Origin of the sequence: Teredinibacter haidensis (genome assembly GCF_014211975.1) — a bacterium.
In the GTDB taxonomy this organism is placed as follows: domain Bacteria; phylum Pseudomonadota; class Gammaproteobacteria; order Pseudomonadales; family Cellvibrionaceae; genus Teredinibacter; species Teredinibacter haidensis.
In genome coordinates this window covers 4,583,865-4,598,298 of record NZ_CP060084.1, presented here as the reverse complement: position 1 = coordinate 4,598,298, position 14,434 = coordinate 4,583,865, and the positions used below count along the sequence as shown (strand labels likewise).

At 49.0% G+C, this 14,434-nt stretch carries 9 protein-coding genes; 4 read left to right on the top strand and 5 right to left on the bottom strand.

The window, feature by feature from the left end:
* Positions 1–7: 7 nt before the first annotated feature.
* The 4 genes from H5715_RS18770 to H5715_RS18755 all read right to left on the bottom strand — a co-directional run bounded on the left by H5715_RS18770 (position 8) and on the right by H5715_RS18755 (position 7,960).
* Positions 8–1,378 carry an MFS transporter gene (locus H5715_RS18770; protein WP_075186487.1) on the bottom strand — a complete coding sequence of 457 codons (1,371 nt, stop codon included), beginning with the start codon at positions 1,376–1,378 and terminating at the stop codon, positions 8–10.
* Between the two features lie 143 nt (positions 1,379–1,521).
* A complete protein-coding gene (locus tag H5715_RS18765; protein ID WP_083608097.1) occupies positions 1,522–3,891 on the bottom strand; it encodes a glycoside hydrolase family 2 protein in 2,370 nt (789 codons plus the stop codon).
* Positions 3,892–3,902: 11 nt separating this feature from the next.
* Positions 3,903–5,111 (bottom strand): glycoside hydrolase family 53 protein, encoded by a 1,209-nt coding sequence (locus H5715_RS18760; RefSeq protein ID WP_083608096.1) that lies wholly within the window; start codon positions 5,109–5,111, stop codon positions 3,903–3,905.
* A gap of 128 nt (positions 5,112–5,239) precedes the next feature.
* Entirely contained in the window at positions 5,240–7,960 is a 2,721-nt protein-coding gene (locus H5715_RS18755) for a TonB-dependent receptor (protein ID WP_075186486.1), read from the bottom strand.
* A 316-nt stretch (positions 7,961–8,276) separates the two neighbouring features.
* Between H5715_RS18755 and H5715_RS18750 the strand changes: the two genes are divergently transcribed.
* The 4 genes from H5715_RS18750 to H5715_RS18735 all read left to right on the top strand — a co-directional run bounded on the left by H5715_RS18750 (position 8,277) and on the right by H5715_RS18735 (position 12,279).
* Positions 8,277–9,479, top strand: coding sequence for a glycosyl hydrolase 53 family protein (locus H5715_RS18750; RefSeq protein WP_075186485.1), 1,203 nt, complete (start codon positions 8,277–8,279; stop codon positions 9,477–9,479).
* A gap of 241 nt (positions 9,480–9,720) precedes the next feature.
* Positions 9,721–10,425 carry a tetratricopeptide repeat protein gene (locus H5715_RS18745; protein ID WP_075186484.1) on the top strand — a complete coding sequence of 235 codons (705 nt, stop codon included), beginning with the start codon at positions 9,721–9,723 and terminating at the stop codon, positions 10,423–10,425.
* Between the two features lie 169 nt (positions 10,426–10,594).
* Positions 10,595–11,680, top strand: a complete 1,086-nt coding sequence (locus H5715_RS18740) for a sensor histidine kinase (RefSeq protein ID WP_083608094.1) — start codon at positions 10,595–10,597, stop codon at positions 11,678–11,680.
* A complete protein-coding gene (locus H5715_RS18735; protein WP_075186482.1) occupies positions 11,677–12,279 on the top strand; it encodes a response regulator transcription factor in 603 nt (200 codons plus the stop codon). The genes H5715_RS18740 and H5715_RS18735 overlap by 4 nt, the downstream gene beginning before the upstream one ends.
* A gap of 161 nt (positions 12,280–12,440) precedes the next feature.
* Here the strand turns inward: H5715_RS18735 and H5715_RS18730 are convergent, their stop codons facing one another.
* A complete protein-coding gene (locus H5715_RS18730; RefSeq protein WP_075186481.1) occupies positions 12,441–14,309 on the bottom strand; it encodes a serine hydrolase domain-containing protein in 1,869 nt (622 codons plus the stop codon).
* Positions 14,310–14,434: the final 125 nt, after the last annotated feature.

Sequence of the window (14,434 nt, the reverse complement as noted above, 5' to 3'; positions counted from 1 at the left end):
AACGTCTTTACCGATGACTCCAGAGAACTAAAACCTGCTGTTGATATTTTTTAACACCGTAAAAAAGAGCCAGCGGCAATAAGCTAAAAAGAATTGTGCCGCCCACCAAAATTATTCGCATTGTGTTAATACTATGAGCTGGCTGATTACCGCCCAACTGCGCATCAAAGCCCATTAACGACAAGCTTAGTCCGCTGCATAAAAACGCCAACACACTACTGACACTCAAGACCCATGCATGAACAGAAGCATACATTCCCGCATGATTGACCTGTTCTTTTTCACTGTGCTGCTGGCTCAAATCCGCAATCATCGAGGGAATTAACACCACCATTGCTGTCCATATAGCACCACACAAAACGGCATCCAGTACAATAATCCAACCCGCGCCAGGGGTAAAGATAAACCACTTTGCCACGCCACCAATGGCATTAATCAAATAGATACTTTTCAGTACTGTTAATTTACTATTTTCACATGCGAGCCGCGTCACCAATGGCACACAGGCAATACTCACCAGCGCGTACGAAGTAGATAAAATACCTTTTGCAACCGCACCCTCGACAATATCACCGGCATGTACGAAGTACACTAATAGATAGTAATCCATCGTTGCCGAAAATGCTGCACCTCCCATTTGCAGAAACATCAACAGAATCAACAATACCATGGCGCGATTTTTTAAGACCAGCTGCAGACTAGCGATAATACCGTTATGCCCTCGCTCCAAGTCGCTGGCAACATGTTCTTTAATTAGCAGCGCGGGCATCATACCAAATATACCGAAGACCAAAAGGGCTAGACCCCAACCAACCGTGCGCACCCCCACCACCACGCTAGCAAACAGGCTGAGCTGTGCCAGGGGAAAAACCCATTGGTACAATAGTGAACCCATCTTCAGAAAATAGGCGGTAAACCCCATAATCCGCGTGCGCTGGTAATAGTCATCGGTAATTTCGTAGGCCAAACCATTCAGCGGTACGGTAAAGAAGCTGGCAGCCACATAGAACAGCGCGGTGGTTAGTGCGAAGTACAGCAGTTGGTAGTGACCCGGCCAGTGTTCTGGCACCATCCAGACCAAACCATAAAAAAGACCCGAGCACCAGGCGGCAACAAAAATAAAGGGGCGCCGCCTACCGTAGCGCTTATGGTAATAATTGTCAGACAAATGGCCTACCCAGGGTCCGAGCGTGCTGCCCAATAGCATAGGTAAGGTCATCGCCACACTGAGTAAGAGCGGGTTAACACCTAATGTCATCTGGTAGTAGGGTACAGCCAGAATATGAATACCCTGCCCGGTAAAAAAGAGGGTAAAAAAGCCCAAACCCAACGCAAAACGATTACGAGAACTTACAGTGACGTTGGCAGGCTTGCTCATGCGGATAATTCAGTTATCAGGTTTACCGCAGTATAGGTAAAAACACTGCCGCCCCACAAATTGCCGCGGTAAAACCGTCATTTATAACACTCCGACCGGTGCAATCTGTGGCGCCGAGGCTCGGCGCTTTAGCGATGTAATCGTTATCGGAGCTTTAGCTCGCCACTCAAACCCTCTGCAGTTTTAGCCTGAATCACAACCGTCTCCAGCTGGCCGCCCAATCGCACTAATGCCGAAGCGATACCATCTTCACTTGTAATCGTGACGGGCGACACAAGCTCCGCATCACCTTTCACCACAAAGGTAACTTGCGTACTGTTACTACGAAGACTAAAGCCCTTTTTGTCCAGCAGCTGTGCTCTTATAAAAACGACATCGTTCACATCTGCTTGTGGGGCGATGGACGATTTATCCACGGCAAGGAACAGTGACTCTGCCTCACCCGGTGTTGCCACCGAATGTCGCGCAACCGTTTTCCCTGCTACGAGCGCTTCCGCCTCCAACACGCCAGGTTCAAATTTTTTCAGATCAAACAGGAAGGGTGCATTTTTCAAGTTCGGGTAACGAGCAGTATCTCTAACACCTTTTTCCAGGATCTGCCCATTCAAACGTAACTCAACATCGTCAGCATTGCTGTACACATAGAACGTCGAGCTAGATTCGGGCTGCCAGTGGCTGGCGATATGCACCATATAATCGTTTGCCAATGGCCCTCCCGAGCTGTCGGCATCACGCTGACTTTGATAGAAGTAATAGCTGAACTTAGGTAACCGTTCCAGACTCATAATACCGGAAGCTTCAATATCATCGGCATAACCCCGGTTGTAATCGAACATCACCCAATAACCATCGGCAAACGCCGGGGTATTAAAGTTGTCGTCGTGAGATTCCTGAAGATTGGCTGCCTGCTGCTGCAAACGTTTTTCACCCGCACTCAACAGCTGGCGACTGGAACGCTCTTCTTGCAGCAACCCACCCCAACTATCTTGATTCAGGCCGGCATTCATAGCGTAGTATTCCCAATCGCCATATTCCGAGACCACATAGGGTTTCCCTGGCTCCTTATAGTGACCAAGACGATGCTGTCGCGCTTGCAGATATATATCGTAGCCGTTGTCGACCCATCCCGCTGAATAGACATTCTTACCAGGAAATTCTTTATGCACCGTTGTATTAAACTGGTTCACCAATTTTTCGCCCATATCCGATTCATTGAGCGAACACTCCCACGCTAACACCGAGGCATGGTTGCGATCGCGACGAATCAAATCGCGACAGGTTTGCAGAGCGTGCTCAACAAAAGCGGGATTTTCTTTGTCTGCATACTGCCAACCCAGAATCGCATCCAACAGCACAAGCCCCAATTTATCGGCGGCCTTCATAAAGGCTTTTGAGTGGGGATAGTGCGATAAGCGCACGTAGTCAAAACCAGCGGCCTTAATCTTTTCTGCATCGCGAAACTGTGCCGCATCCGACAGGGCGTAGCCAATATAAGGGTAGTCCTGATGACGATTAACCCCTCTCAAAAAAGTTTTTTTGCCGTTAATCCACAACTGGTTATCAACCAATTTAAATTCGCGAATACCAATCGTCGTGATTTCACTATCGAAAATCACACCGTCGACTAACACCTGGGTTTCCAGTTGATATAGATTTGGCGCGTCGGGCGACCATAACTTGGGCTTAGAAATACTGAGCGTTTGAATACTGGTTTCGCCAGTGACTTTCGCCACTGCAACTGCCACCTCATCTCCGGCAAAAAATAGACGCTGCTTTACATGAATATCTTCTTCCGTCAGCCCCATCGCCAAATGCGTCTGCACCGCTACCTGAGCTTCACTTTCCGTCACTTTGGGGTAGCGAACAAATATTCCACCAGAGGCCTCCTTCCCTGCATTGACAGCATCGGTAATGTGGATGGGATTTTCCACTCGCAGCCATACGTTACGATACAGCCCGCCGTACATATTAAAATCCAAAACGTCCAAAGGTTTGGGGCCACTGATAGCATTATCGCGGTTATCCAGGCGAACGGTTAGTGTATTCTCACCTGCTATAAGATGCGCATTTAATGCAACAGAAAAGGGTAGATAACCACCCAAATGCTCACCGATCTCCTCGCCATTCAACCAGATTTCTGCCGCATTCATCGCTGCTTCGAAATCGATAAATATTTTTTTATTTTGCCAGTGTGTCGGCGCCACAAATGTTTTTTGATACCAAGCATCGCCCTGCCACTGATCGTTAACAATTCGCGGCTCTATGTTCGCGCTGTGCGGCAGAGAGACTGGCAGCCAGTTATCTGCTACCAAGGCCTGATCGAGGTTTACAACTTGATCGCTCTTAAAAAAAGTCCAGCCGCTATTAAATAGCTCAGGCGGGATGACCGCACTCGGAATCGATTGAACAACGACGGAATCATTGACCGTATCGCGACTATTCTTTTGCTCACAACCAAACAGTAATGAGCCAAAAAAAACTGCGACAAGTAGCGAAGATACTATTTTTTTCATAACGGTTTTTACTACTGTGTAATGGAATAAATTTTGATCGCAGGCAATGCGTTGTTGTTATCGCCTGCATTAAAAAAGGTGGCATTCTCCCAATGGGACCCTGTTCCCCATAGAGTGTTGCACGAGGTACTTACCCAGGCTGGCTCCCAATAGATAACCCCTAGGCCACCGGCATTGATCGTTTGCGCGGTAAGGTCAATTATATATTGTAGCTGGCCCTGCGGCGTAGCCGGGTACCCTGCCAACAAACTATCTTCACCTAGTACATTACTGGCCTGATCGTAATTTTCCAGCGTCCAGGGGTAAGATGTTTCAACAATCATCACATCTTTTCCATAGGTATTCCGTAAATCACTTATCGCCTCACCAACAGAACCCACCTTGTAGGTAGACCATTTGCCATAATAACTTAGGCCAATTATGTCAAAATCCGTAACGCCTGCAGTTAAGGCCTGATCAAACCATAACAGAGCATTTTCCGGCTGGGCGATATGTAACACTCTGTCGATTTGGGTTTCGTTAGCCACATTAAAATCTGCGACCGCCTGCAACCCCTTATTCAATAGCGCCGCATTGCGTGGCCAGTTAATGCTTTCTACGTTCATGGTATCTTGCGGCTGTAAAATTTCGTTATTGGTTTCGTTGCCCACCTGTACCATTTCCGGCAGCAGGTTTTGCTGTTGTAATCCAGCTAAAACCGTATATGTGTATTCGTAAAGTGCCTGACCAAGAGCATCGGTATCGTCATACAAATCAACCCAGCCAGCAGGAATATATTGTTTTTCCGGATCGGCCCAGGTATCGGAGTAGTGAAAATCTAGCAACACCTGCATCCCCGATTCTTTTGCCCGACGAATTGTTTTGGTTACATCCGCAAGGTTGGAGTAGCGGGTCCAATTCGGGTTGTGCCATAGACGCACACGCACCAGATTACTCCCCACTTCGGAAAATAGATCAAAAGGATCTTTTTGTTCATTATCGATTCGATACTCGGCGCCACAGTCTTCCATCTCATTTACATAGGAGAGATCGGCCCCTAGATAAAACCGGCCCGATTGGGGCAGCTGAAGATCCGATATTTGCAGTGCTTGCGGCTCGGGAGTACTAACAATATCGGTGGTGATAGAATCTGACTGGCGTGAAGTACTGCCGCCGCAATTACAGAGGGAAACAACAGCCGCGACGCCCAAAATGGGAAATAGTAATTGAGATTTCAGCATATGACCTACAGCCTCTTTGAAACAGTACGCGGTTGATTGGGGTTTAAAAAATTAACCGCAATCAGACAGCATCGAAAAAAACAGTATAAAAAACGGCCGACTGCAGAACAATCGGCCAATGCGCTGACTTATATTTTCCAGGAGATACCCAGGTTAAAGCGCTTTCCAAATTCTTCATACTTGTTGATGTGTGCGGCGTTGTTAGACTCCAAACCGTAAACCTCGTAAGGCTCATCCGTTAGGTTCTGGATTTGCAGCATCACTTTTACATCCTCAGACACCTCGTAGGAGAATGCCAGATCCATATAACCTTCGGAGGCATTCACCCCCTCTTCGCCCATTACGCGATTGATATCGCGCTGAAATTCGCTACGGTAATTGTAAGACAAACGACTTTCAAAACCGTTGAGATAGTGCCACAACGTTACCGTGCCGACATGATTGGACAAACCAGTTAAACCGAAGGGATCTGCATTGAGGGGAGTTCCCTGGCGAATATCAGACTCGGCATAAGCGTAGTTGGCGTAAACCCCCAAGCCTTTCATAAAGCCGGGCAGGCTTTCGAACGCTTGTTGATACACCAGTTCGTAACCGCGAATATAGCCGCCATTACCGTTGACCGGCAGCGATAAGCTGTATTCAGTACCGTCAACTTCTATCGTTTCGGCACCGGCCTGACGGGCAATATAGCTATCCATATCCTTGTAATAAATGGTCGCTGCAACCGAGTCACTTTCACCAAAATACCACTCATAGGTTAAATCGGTTTGAGTCGCACGGAAGGGCTCGAGCTTGGGGTTGCCAGAACCCGATTCACCGGGGTTAGCGCCCCACTGATCCTGACCAATATCCACCGCAGGGCTAAGAAAATCCAGTGGTGCACGAGCAATGGTTTTCGCCATAGCAAAACGCAGTACGGTATCGTCGCTCAGTTCAAATGCTAGGTTCAAGCTGGGCAGAATATCGGTGTAGCTGTGACTAACGCTAACCTCTTCGGCCACAGCAGCGACTTCAACCCAGGTGCCCGAACCGGCGGGCTCTTCAACCCAGCTGCTGGATCCCAAAAGACTGTGGCCGTTTGAATCGGTCTCTGTCGTCACATAACGAACACCAACATTACCGGTGACCGGCACACCAGCCAAGGACGAAGTAAAGTTCAATTGCACATAGGCCGCAGATATTCTTTCGTCAACACTCCAGCTGGCTAGAAGATCATCGTTATCGCCCGGTGTTGGCGTTTGCAAAGCACCGAAGTATTGATCGATTACCGCTTCGCGGTCGAGCGCCATATAGCTCGGCAGATCGCCCCAATAAGAATCAGAACCCGAATCAATAATCAGATTACTGTCGATGTCGCTGCTATCGGCAGTTACCCACTGCTCCCAGATCTGTGCATCCAGCGACTTTTCACGTTCTGATACGCGTGCCCCCACAACAAAGGAGTAAATCCAGTCGTTTTCTACAAAATACTCGGCATTCACATCAATCGCCGTCAGTGCATCTTTCCCTTCGGCTAAAGGCTGAACTTGAATACCATTAATCTGGTTTTGGCTGGGGTCGGTCAGTGATACACCACCGGCTAGCTCAAAGGTCATACGCCGATCGCCTGTCGCATCAAACGTTGCTCGCGGATCGGCATGCGTGGTTTCAGTGCGCACGGTGTGCCACAAGCGGTCACGGTTGGTGGCGGAGTGGGAAATATCAGCACTCAGCGTCAATTTATCGAGATTCCAGGCCATATTCAAACCCTGAACCAACATGTCATCGGTTTGGGTGAACTGTTCGTTCAGGTTTCGCAGCGAACTTAAGCCAACATTGGCGGACAGCACATCCCGAGATCCCTCATCGGAATTGGTAAATTTCGTTGGAACAGACTCGCCCACCACCCATTGCCGCTCGGCGCTGGAATCCACATTAAAGTCGAAACCACGCTGCTCTTCAGAAATCTCAAGCTGTGAGTAGAACAAATCGTAGTTTAGGCTGAAAACCTCACTGGGCTTCCACTGAATAACCGCCATGCCTCCAACGCGGGAATCCTCACCGCCACGCACCAGCGAAGACCCACCCCATGGAGCGTTGTAACTTGGGCCAGATTCACCATCCTGCTGGGTGTTGTGCCAGGTGTCACCGTAGTTCCACAGTTCTGAACGCTGAGTCGCAATGGGCTGGCTCTGACCGGCTAAACCAATCGCAACCCCCAGAGTATCTTGCGCAAATTTATCGATATAGGAAACGCTGTAACGCGTACCTAAGCCATCGTTGGCAGCATCGTCGATATCGCGACCCAGTTCGTACATGGATGCTCGAGCATTGAAGGCGATTACACGCTCGTCGTGGTCCAATGGTGTCACGGTCTGCAGGTTAACCGTGCCAGACACTCCGCCTTCAATAATTTTCGCCTGTGGTGTTTTGTACACCTGCGCTGCATTAATGAGTTCTGCAGGAAATTGATCGTAACGAACATTGCGATCCTCTTCGACCGTGGAGACTTCGCGGCCATTCAAGGTGGTTAAGCCCAGCTGGCCACCCATACCGCGAATGGAAATCTGGCTACCATTACCCCGGTCCCGGTCCTGAGCTACACCTGGCAGGCGCGAAAGGCTTTCTGTAATGGAAATATCTGGCAGCTGGCCGATATCTTCTGCTGAAATTGCTTCAATAACACTGGCAGAATCGCGCTTTTGATCCAGAGCCGACTGAAGGCTCCTCTGGAAAGTGCCCTGAACAAAAACTTCCTCTACGTATTCCTCTTCTGCAGCCTCCTGAGCTAAAACTCCAGGTGCAGCCATGCCGAGCAACATAGTTAATGCGCCAAGGCTGGCACTTGTCGTGAACGGAATTAATCTCATCTTGGTTTACCCCATTTATTTCTATTATTTGGTGTACTGTAACCACTCTTCTCTCTAAACCTGCCCCGCCCTCATCACCTGTTTCAGCCATAAGACGTACTGCATCGCGACAGATTTCCCGACTCTTGCAAAGGCGTTAACACACAAACTTATACGTTTACCTTATTAACACCCATAATTATGTGTATACTCCGCCGAAACAACAAGGTAAACGTTTTCCCTAATTTAGTAAAGAGCTAATTTTTAGCATGGCATTTCGGCAGCTAACACCCCCGCCGTCCTCGCCTGCCCTTTCAACACACCGAGGAAAATCATCATGATTCCAACAATAAAAAAACGATGTACCCTACTAATGGTCAGCCTGCTGGCCGCCCTGAGCTCCCCGCTCTCGCATGCCTTTACTAAAGGAGCCGACGTTAGCTGGATTACCGAGATGGAAGCCTCCAGCTACGCTTTTTATAACGATAGCGGTAACCAACAAGACCTGTTTCAAATACTGAAAGACCACGGCATGGACGCCATACGGCTGCGCGTGTGGGTTGACCCAGACGGCGGCTGGAACAATATCGAGGACACGATTGCCAAGGCGCGCCGAGCCAAAAGTGCAGGGATGCGTATCATGATCGATTTCCACTACAGCGATAGCTGGGCCGACCCAGGCAAGCAGTACAAGCCCTCGGCATGGAATAACCTGTCGTTCGATGATTTGATGGCCGCCGTTTGGCAGCACACCCACGACTCTCTTAGCGCACTAAAAAATGCAGGTATCAACCCGGAGTGGGTGCAGGTGGGGAACGAAACTAATAACGGCATGCTGTGGAGCGATGGTCGCGCATCTGAAAATATGCGCAACTTCACCTGGCTGGTAAACAGTGGCTACAACGCGACAAAAGAAATCTTCCCCGCCGCCAAGGTTATTGTGCATATTTCCAACTGCCACGATAACGGCCTATTTCGCTGGATATTCGATGGATTGAATGATAACGGTGGTAAATGGGATGTGATCGGAGCCTCCAACTACCCCACCAACGCAGAAGGCATGGACTGGCGCACTGCCAACAGCCAGTGCCAGAGCAACCTGAACGATATGGCAAACCGCTACAACACCGAGGTCATGGTCGTTGAGGTGGGAGTTCCCTGGGACCATAGTGAAGGCAAAGCTATCGTGGCCGATGTGATAGACAAAGTACGACAAGTACCTGGCGGTCGCGGCCTGGGCGTTTTTTACTGGGAGCCACAGGGTTACAACTGGAAGGGCTATACCCTCGGCGCCTGGAATCCCGACACTCAACGACCGACCACTACTCTGGATGCATTTCTAGAGGGTAACACAACCTCTAGTAGTTCGAGCAGCTCATACAGTAGCTCCAGCAGCTCTACCTCGTCGCAAAGCAGTACCAGCGGCGGAACCTGCAACTGGTACGGGACAGAATTCCCCCTGTGCGTAAATTTACAAAGTGGCTGGGGTTGGGAGAGCAATCAGAGCTGTATTTCGGCTAGCACCTGCAGCTCTCAATAACCAAGTTTCTACTGAAAGATTGCGGCAGGCTTAACAAAACCTGCCGCAATCTCACACCCACAATCTGTTGCGTTGCGACTTTGTCGAGTTTCGCCGAAGCACTTTTATATCATGACATTTGTCATCCGTATCAATGACAAACCTCCATTATTCCGCAAGACCTAAAAGCGGAAACTACACCCATCGCAGAAACAAACCATCCATATCGGAACCGGTAATTCTGCCCATGGAGGATCTACAAATGAAATCGATCAAAACCCTAAACACCCGCCTTTTTACCGCAGCCATTTTACTGTTCACCCATACCGCGATTGCCACACAAAGTGATATCGATGCGATTGAGCAGGCCTTTTACTCAAACAAAATCGGTCAATTGCGAGAGATAAGTAACTCCACCCAGGGCTACGAGCACTTTCTCGCAAGCTATCGGCTGGCCTTAAAATACAGTTTTACCCAGGACGAAAAAAAAGCGAAGCAGACACTGGATAAGCTTATTCAGGAAATGGAAAGCCACTTTAAATCCCATCCAAAAGATGAAGAGAGCCTGGCACTGTTAGCCAATATTTATGGCTACAGTATCGGTTTAAATCCCTTTATGGGCATGACCTACGGGCCGAAATCGCACAATCGAATCGATGCAGCACTATCGATCGACAAAGAAAACCCGCGCGTACTGATGTTTAAAGGCATTCTGGATTACAACACGCCAGCCATGTTTGGGGGCAGCAAAGAAAGCGCTAAGACAGCATTTACCTTAGCACTCGACGCCTTTTCCCGTGATCACAACTCGGGCAAACATTGGGGCTTTAGCGAAACTCATGTATGGCTAGGCCTCACCTACCTTGAACTGGGCGATAAACAAATGGCCCGTTACTACTGGGAAAAAGCCCTGGCGGTCAATCCCGAAAACGACTGGGCCAGCACTCTTCTCGACACCAACCCATAACTAAGGCGCCTCACTATTGGGGCGCTTTCGCTTATAAAGGAATCACTTGCGGTAGAGAACTAGTTTGCACCCGGATTTAGCATCGCGAACGATTTACCTGTTGCACGCAAGCAAAAATAGACGAACAATCACAACTAAAAAGCTCCCAAACCCTTTGTTGGATAGATTTATGCCATCACCCAATCACACAACTAACGCCCACATGGAGCAACCCTGGAGCTGGATATCGCTAATGTTCAGCGCCTTTTATTTCTTCTCGTTTTTTTTTACCCCATTAACACTCGGCTTTATCACAATCTCGCTAACCCTATACTTTACCTTTGTCGGGCTCTTTATTCGCCTCACACGCTGCAGCAAAAAACATGTCGTTTTCTATATTGTCGCCATGACAGTGCTCGGCACTATCGGCTCCGGCCAAAACCCCTCTTCCAGTATATTTTATGGCTATGCCGCATTTTTTGCCGGCTTTTACTTAACCAGACAACAAGTACTTATTGCCTCGCTTATTATTACCGCTAATCTTTTTTTCTCGGCCACTGTATATAACCTGTGGGTCTCTTACTATATTTTTCCCGGCCTCGTGCCCCTTGTTGCCATGGCGCTGATGGGCGCCTATATTCAACAAAACATACGCTACGAAGAGCGCGAACGACAAAGCGGAGAAGAGAAGCGTCAACTGGCCACCGTCGCAGAACGCGAGCGCATTGCCCGCGACCTGCATGACACCCTTGGCCATACACTTTCCAGCATTGCCCTGAAAGCACAGTTGGCCAAAAAACTCGGCGATAGAGGCGAAACGGAAAAAGCGTTAGCTGAAATTGATGAGGTCGCAAAACTCGCCAGCGAAACTCTGAGTAATGTGCGGCAGGCGATTAGCGGCTATCGCCACCGGGGGTTGGGCGAGCGACTGTCCCACCTGCAAACACGACTGGAGGCCGCCAATTTTAAAGCTACAATCACGAATCAATTAGACCAAACCGATGCCCAGAGAGAAGCCGCTATTATCCTGATGGTAACCGAAGCGGTTACCAATATTATCCGTCACTGCCGCGGTAACGAGGTAAACATTACCCTGAAGAACAGTGAAGGGTTTATCCAAATACACATTAACGACAATGGTCAGGTTGAGCGTTTTTATCCTGGCAACGGTTTGGTGGGCATTCAAGAAAGACTGCAAAGCTTTGGTGGACATTACACTGCAGACAACAGCAACGGCTTTCGCCTAGCCCTTAACCTCCCGATGGAAAACCTATGATTAAAGTACTGATAGCAGAAGATCAGGCACTGGTGCGCGGCGCGCTCTGCGCACTGTTACAACTGGAAGGTGATCTGGAAATTAGCGGGCAGGCAGAAAATGGTCGCAAGGCACTGGCACTGCTGAAAAACACCCCTACCGATATATTGCTTACCGATATTGAAATGCCGGAAATGACCGGTATCGAGCTTATCGAAAAATGCCGTGAGCAGCTCCCTCATCTAAAAACGGTAGTGGTTACCACCTTTGGTCGCGCGGGCTATATCAAACGCGCCCTCAGCGCAGGAGTGGATGGTTTTCTGTTAAAGGACGCCCCCTCCGCGCAACTCGCCCAGGCACTCCGCAAAGTAATGGCCGGGCGCAAAGTGATTGACCCGGAGCTGGCAATTGCCGCGCTGGATGACTGCGACCCACTAACAGATAAAGAACGTAAAGCCTTACGCCTGGCCGGAGAAGGCAAGTCCACCTCCGATATTTCGTCCAGTCTGTTTTTGTCGGAGGGAACCGTGCGCAATTATTTATCGGAAGCCATTGCTAAACTCAATGCCACTAACCGTATCGATGCCGCACGCATCGCCCAGCAAAAGGGCTGGCTGTAAGCTTTGCAGCAGCACTCCTAATACACACTTGTCACTGACGTTGCACCGTTCTTAAAGGTTCCTGTCAGCCAAATAAACTCCCCTACACAGGGGAGCGACAAAGGGAGCTTCTATATGCCCCCGACAGATGATTCGGTTGATAGCTGCGTGAAAATTATCAACTACGCCCAGACTTTAAAACCCAACAGACCGTAGTAACCCAAATAGATCGCAATAAACACATGAGTCAATACCAACAAAGCGACGTAATAGAATAGCACTCCGGATTTTATCGAGCGTCTATACAGAACTAACGGATAAAGACTTAAAGCAACCATTACAGGGTACAGGCTGCTTATTCCAAATATTGCGAACATCACGGTTTGTGATTGCATAATTAATTTTGGGTCAACTCCCGACACCCCCAACCAGACAGGGATGGCCAGCAAGGTAACGCTTAACAGTAGCGTCGGCATCCGAACGAGATTTTCTGTGGAAAAAATCTTTTTGGTGAATACCGACTTGGGGAACCAATAAAGAGCGTAGATCAAGCTCGACAGTATCATCGTAACGCTCACAAGAAGCCCCAACAATCGCCCGTAAACCAATATAGCCGACGTTTTCTTATACAACACACCTTCCACCTGAACAGCCTCACCAACAAGAGGATCATGCACAATGGCAATTGACGGGAGACCTGTCCAGTCTGATACAAGATACTCCCCACTGGAATTCTTCGGTGCGTAGTCGTTGCTTGTCCACCCCCCCCAAAACGGACTGCGGTGCAAGTACATATCATCACTGGACATCCGCATTACGTTGGCAATATCAAACTGAATTCTGCCCAACTCGAATATTGGATTAACAGGCGTATAGAAGCCGTTGATGCCCCTAAATTCCGTGGAAATCACTTGCACTTCAGCCTTGTCTTTTACACTGTTTCTTAACAGGTATTCTTTTAAGGTTCTGGAGAGGCGGTCAAACGCTGCACGGTTTTCCTGATTGATCATAAAGACATATCCCGCATTTAGCTCGGGCTGATAAATCAACTCGGAAACAGCCCCCGGCAATCCCCCCGTGTGACCATAAAACGGCATGTTCCAGTTTTCGAATCCGAATGCGTCTACCGTTAAACCATAACCGGCTTCAATACCCGCCTTAAATCCCAGCGTTGTTTCTGATTTTTCCATTCGATCCACCGCCCCGCCACTGAGAATCGTTTGATCAACTGACTGCCCACGATTAACAAACATTGCTAAAAAATTAACAAAATCGCTGGGTGATGTATTCAATGATGAAGAGGGTCTGGAAAAGATATGTAGATACTCTGCCGGCCCCTTCGGGGTGTAATTCGTGGCGCCCCTCTGCTCATAGGCCTGGGTTTTGAAAAATGACGTTGATGGCATATTCAGCGGGTCAAAAATATATTTTTGTGTGTAGGCTTCAAAAGACATTCCGGTAATTTTTTCCACCGCGAGGGCCGCCACTACCGGGCCGGTATTGCTGTAGGTCTGACGAGTGCCCGGTATCCAGCGGGAGACCCTGGAATCCGTATGCGAATTGAGCCCATCCTCCAACGATAAGGTGTCTGGCGCCTCTCCCGAATATTCACCCATGTGAACATCCCAACCCGTCGTATGCTCGAGTAAATGAGCAATGCGGACAGGGTGAGTATCTTCCCAGGGGTTTTCGAATACAAATTCGGGCAGGATATCGGCCAGCTTGTCGTCCAGTGACAAGCGCCGGTGATCCACCAACTGCATCACCGCTACACCGGCGAACATTTTCGACACCGACCCCATGCGGAAGATTGTGTCCTTGTCGGCTGGAACCTGCTTTTCAAGGTCGGCCGTCCCTAGGCCTTCAACCCAAACAGGTTTTCCATCTTCAACCAGTGCAATCCCTATGGCCGGTACGTTTGTTTCCACCAAGATTCGTGTGATCTCTAGCTTGAGATCAGCAAGGTTAGCGGGGCTCGCCTGGGCAAGCGACATTGGTAAAACGATAAACAGGGTAAAAACAATCAGTAGTTTCTTATATTGGGCTTTCATTGCTATGACTCCATCTTTTGAGGAGCCCAGTATCCCGCGACAACACCCTAAGCAGTGAATTGGGTGCCGAATGGCGATAGAGAGGTATGAATGGAAAAATACAGGGACAAATAATACCCGGCGGG

Excerpts from the sequence above, each read along its gene's own strand:
- H5715_RS18770 (WP_075186487.1), bottom strand. The coding sequence starts at position 1,378 with ATGAGCAAGCCTGCCAACGTCACTGTAAGTTCTCGTAATCGTTTTGCG.
- H5715_RS18765 (WP_083608097.1), bottom strand. The coding sequence starts at position 3,891 with ATGAAAAAAATAGTATCTTCGCTACTTGTCGCAGTTTTTTTTGGCTCA.
- H5715_RS18760 (WP_083608096.1), bottom strand. The coding sequence starts at position 5,111 with ATGCTGAAATCTCAATTACTATTTCCCATTTTGGGCGTCGCGGCTGTT.
- H5715_RS18755 (WP_075186486.1), bottom strand. The coding sequence starts at position 7,960 with ATGAGATTAATTCCGTTCACGACAAGTGCCAGCCTTGGCGCATTAACT.
- H5715_RS18750 (WP_075186485.1), top strand. The coding sequence starts at position 8,277 with ATGATTCCAACAATAAAAAAACGATGTACCCTACTAATGGTCAGCCTG.
- H5715_RS18745 (WP_075186484.1), top strand. The coding sequence starts at position 9,721 with ATGAAATCGATCAAAACCCTAAACACCCGCCTTTTTACCGCAGCCATT.
- H5715_RS18740 (WP_083608094.1), top strand. The coding sequence starts at position 10,595 with ATGCCATCACCCAATCACACAACTAACGCCCACATGGAGCAACCCTGG.
- H5715_RS18735 (WP_075186482.1), top strand. The coding sequence starts at position 11,677 with ATGATTAAAGTACTGATAGCAGAAGATCAGGCACTGGTGCGCGGCGCG.
- H5715_RS18730 (WP_075186481.1), bottom strand. The coding sequence starts at position 14,309 with ATGAAAGCCCAATATAAGAAACTACTGATTGTTTTTACCCTGTTTATC.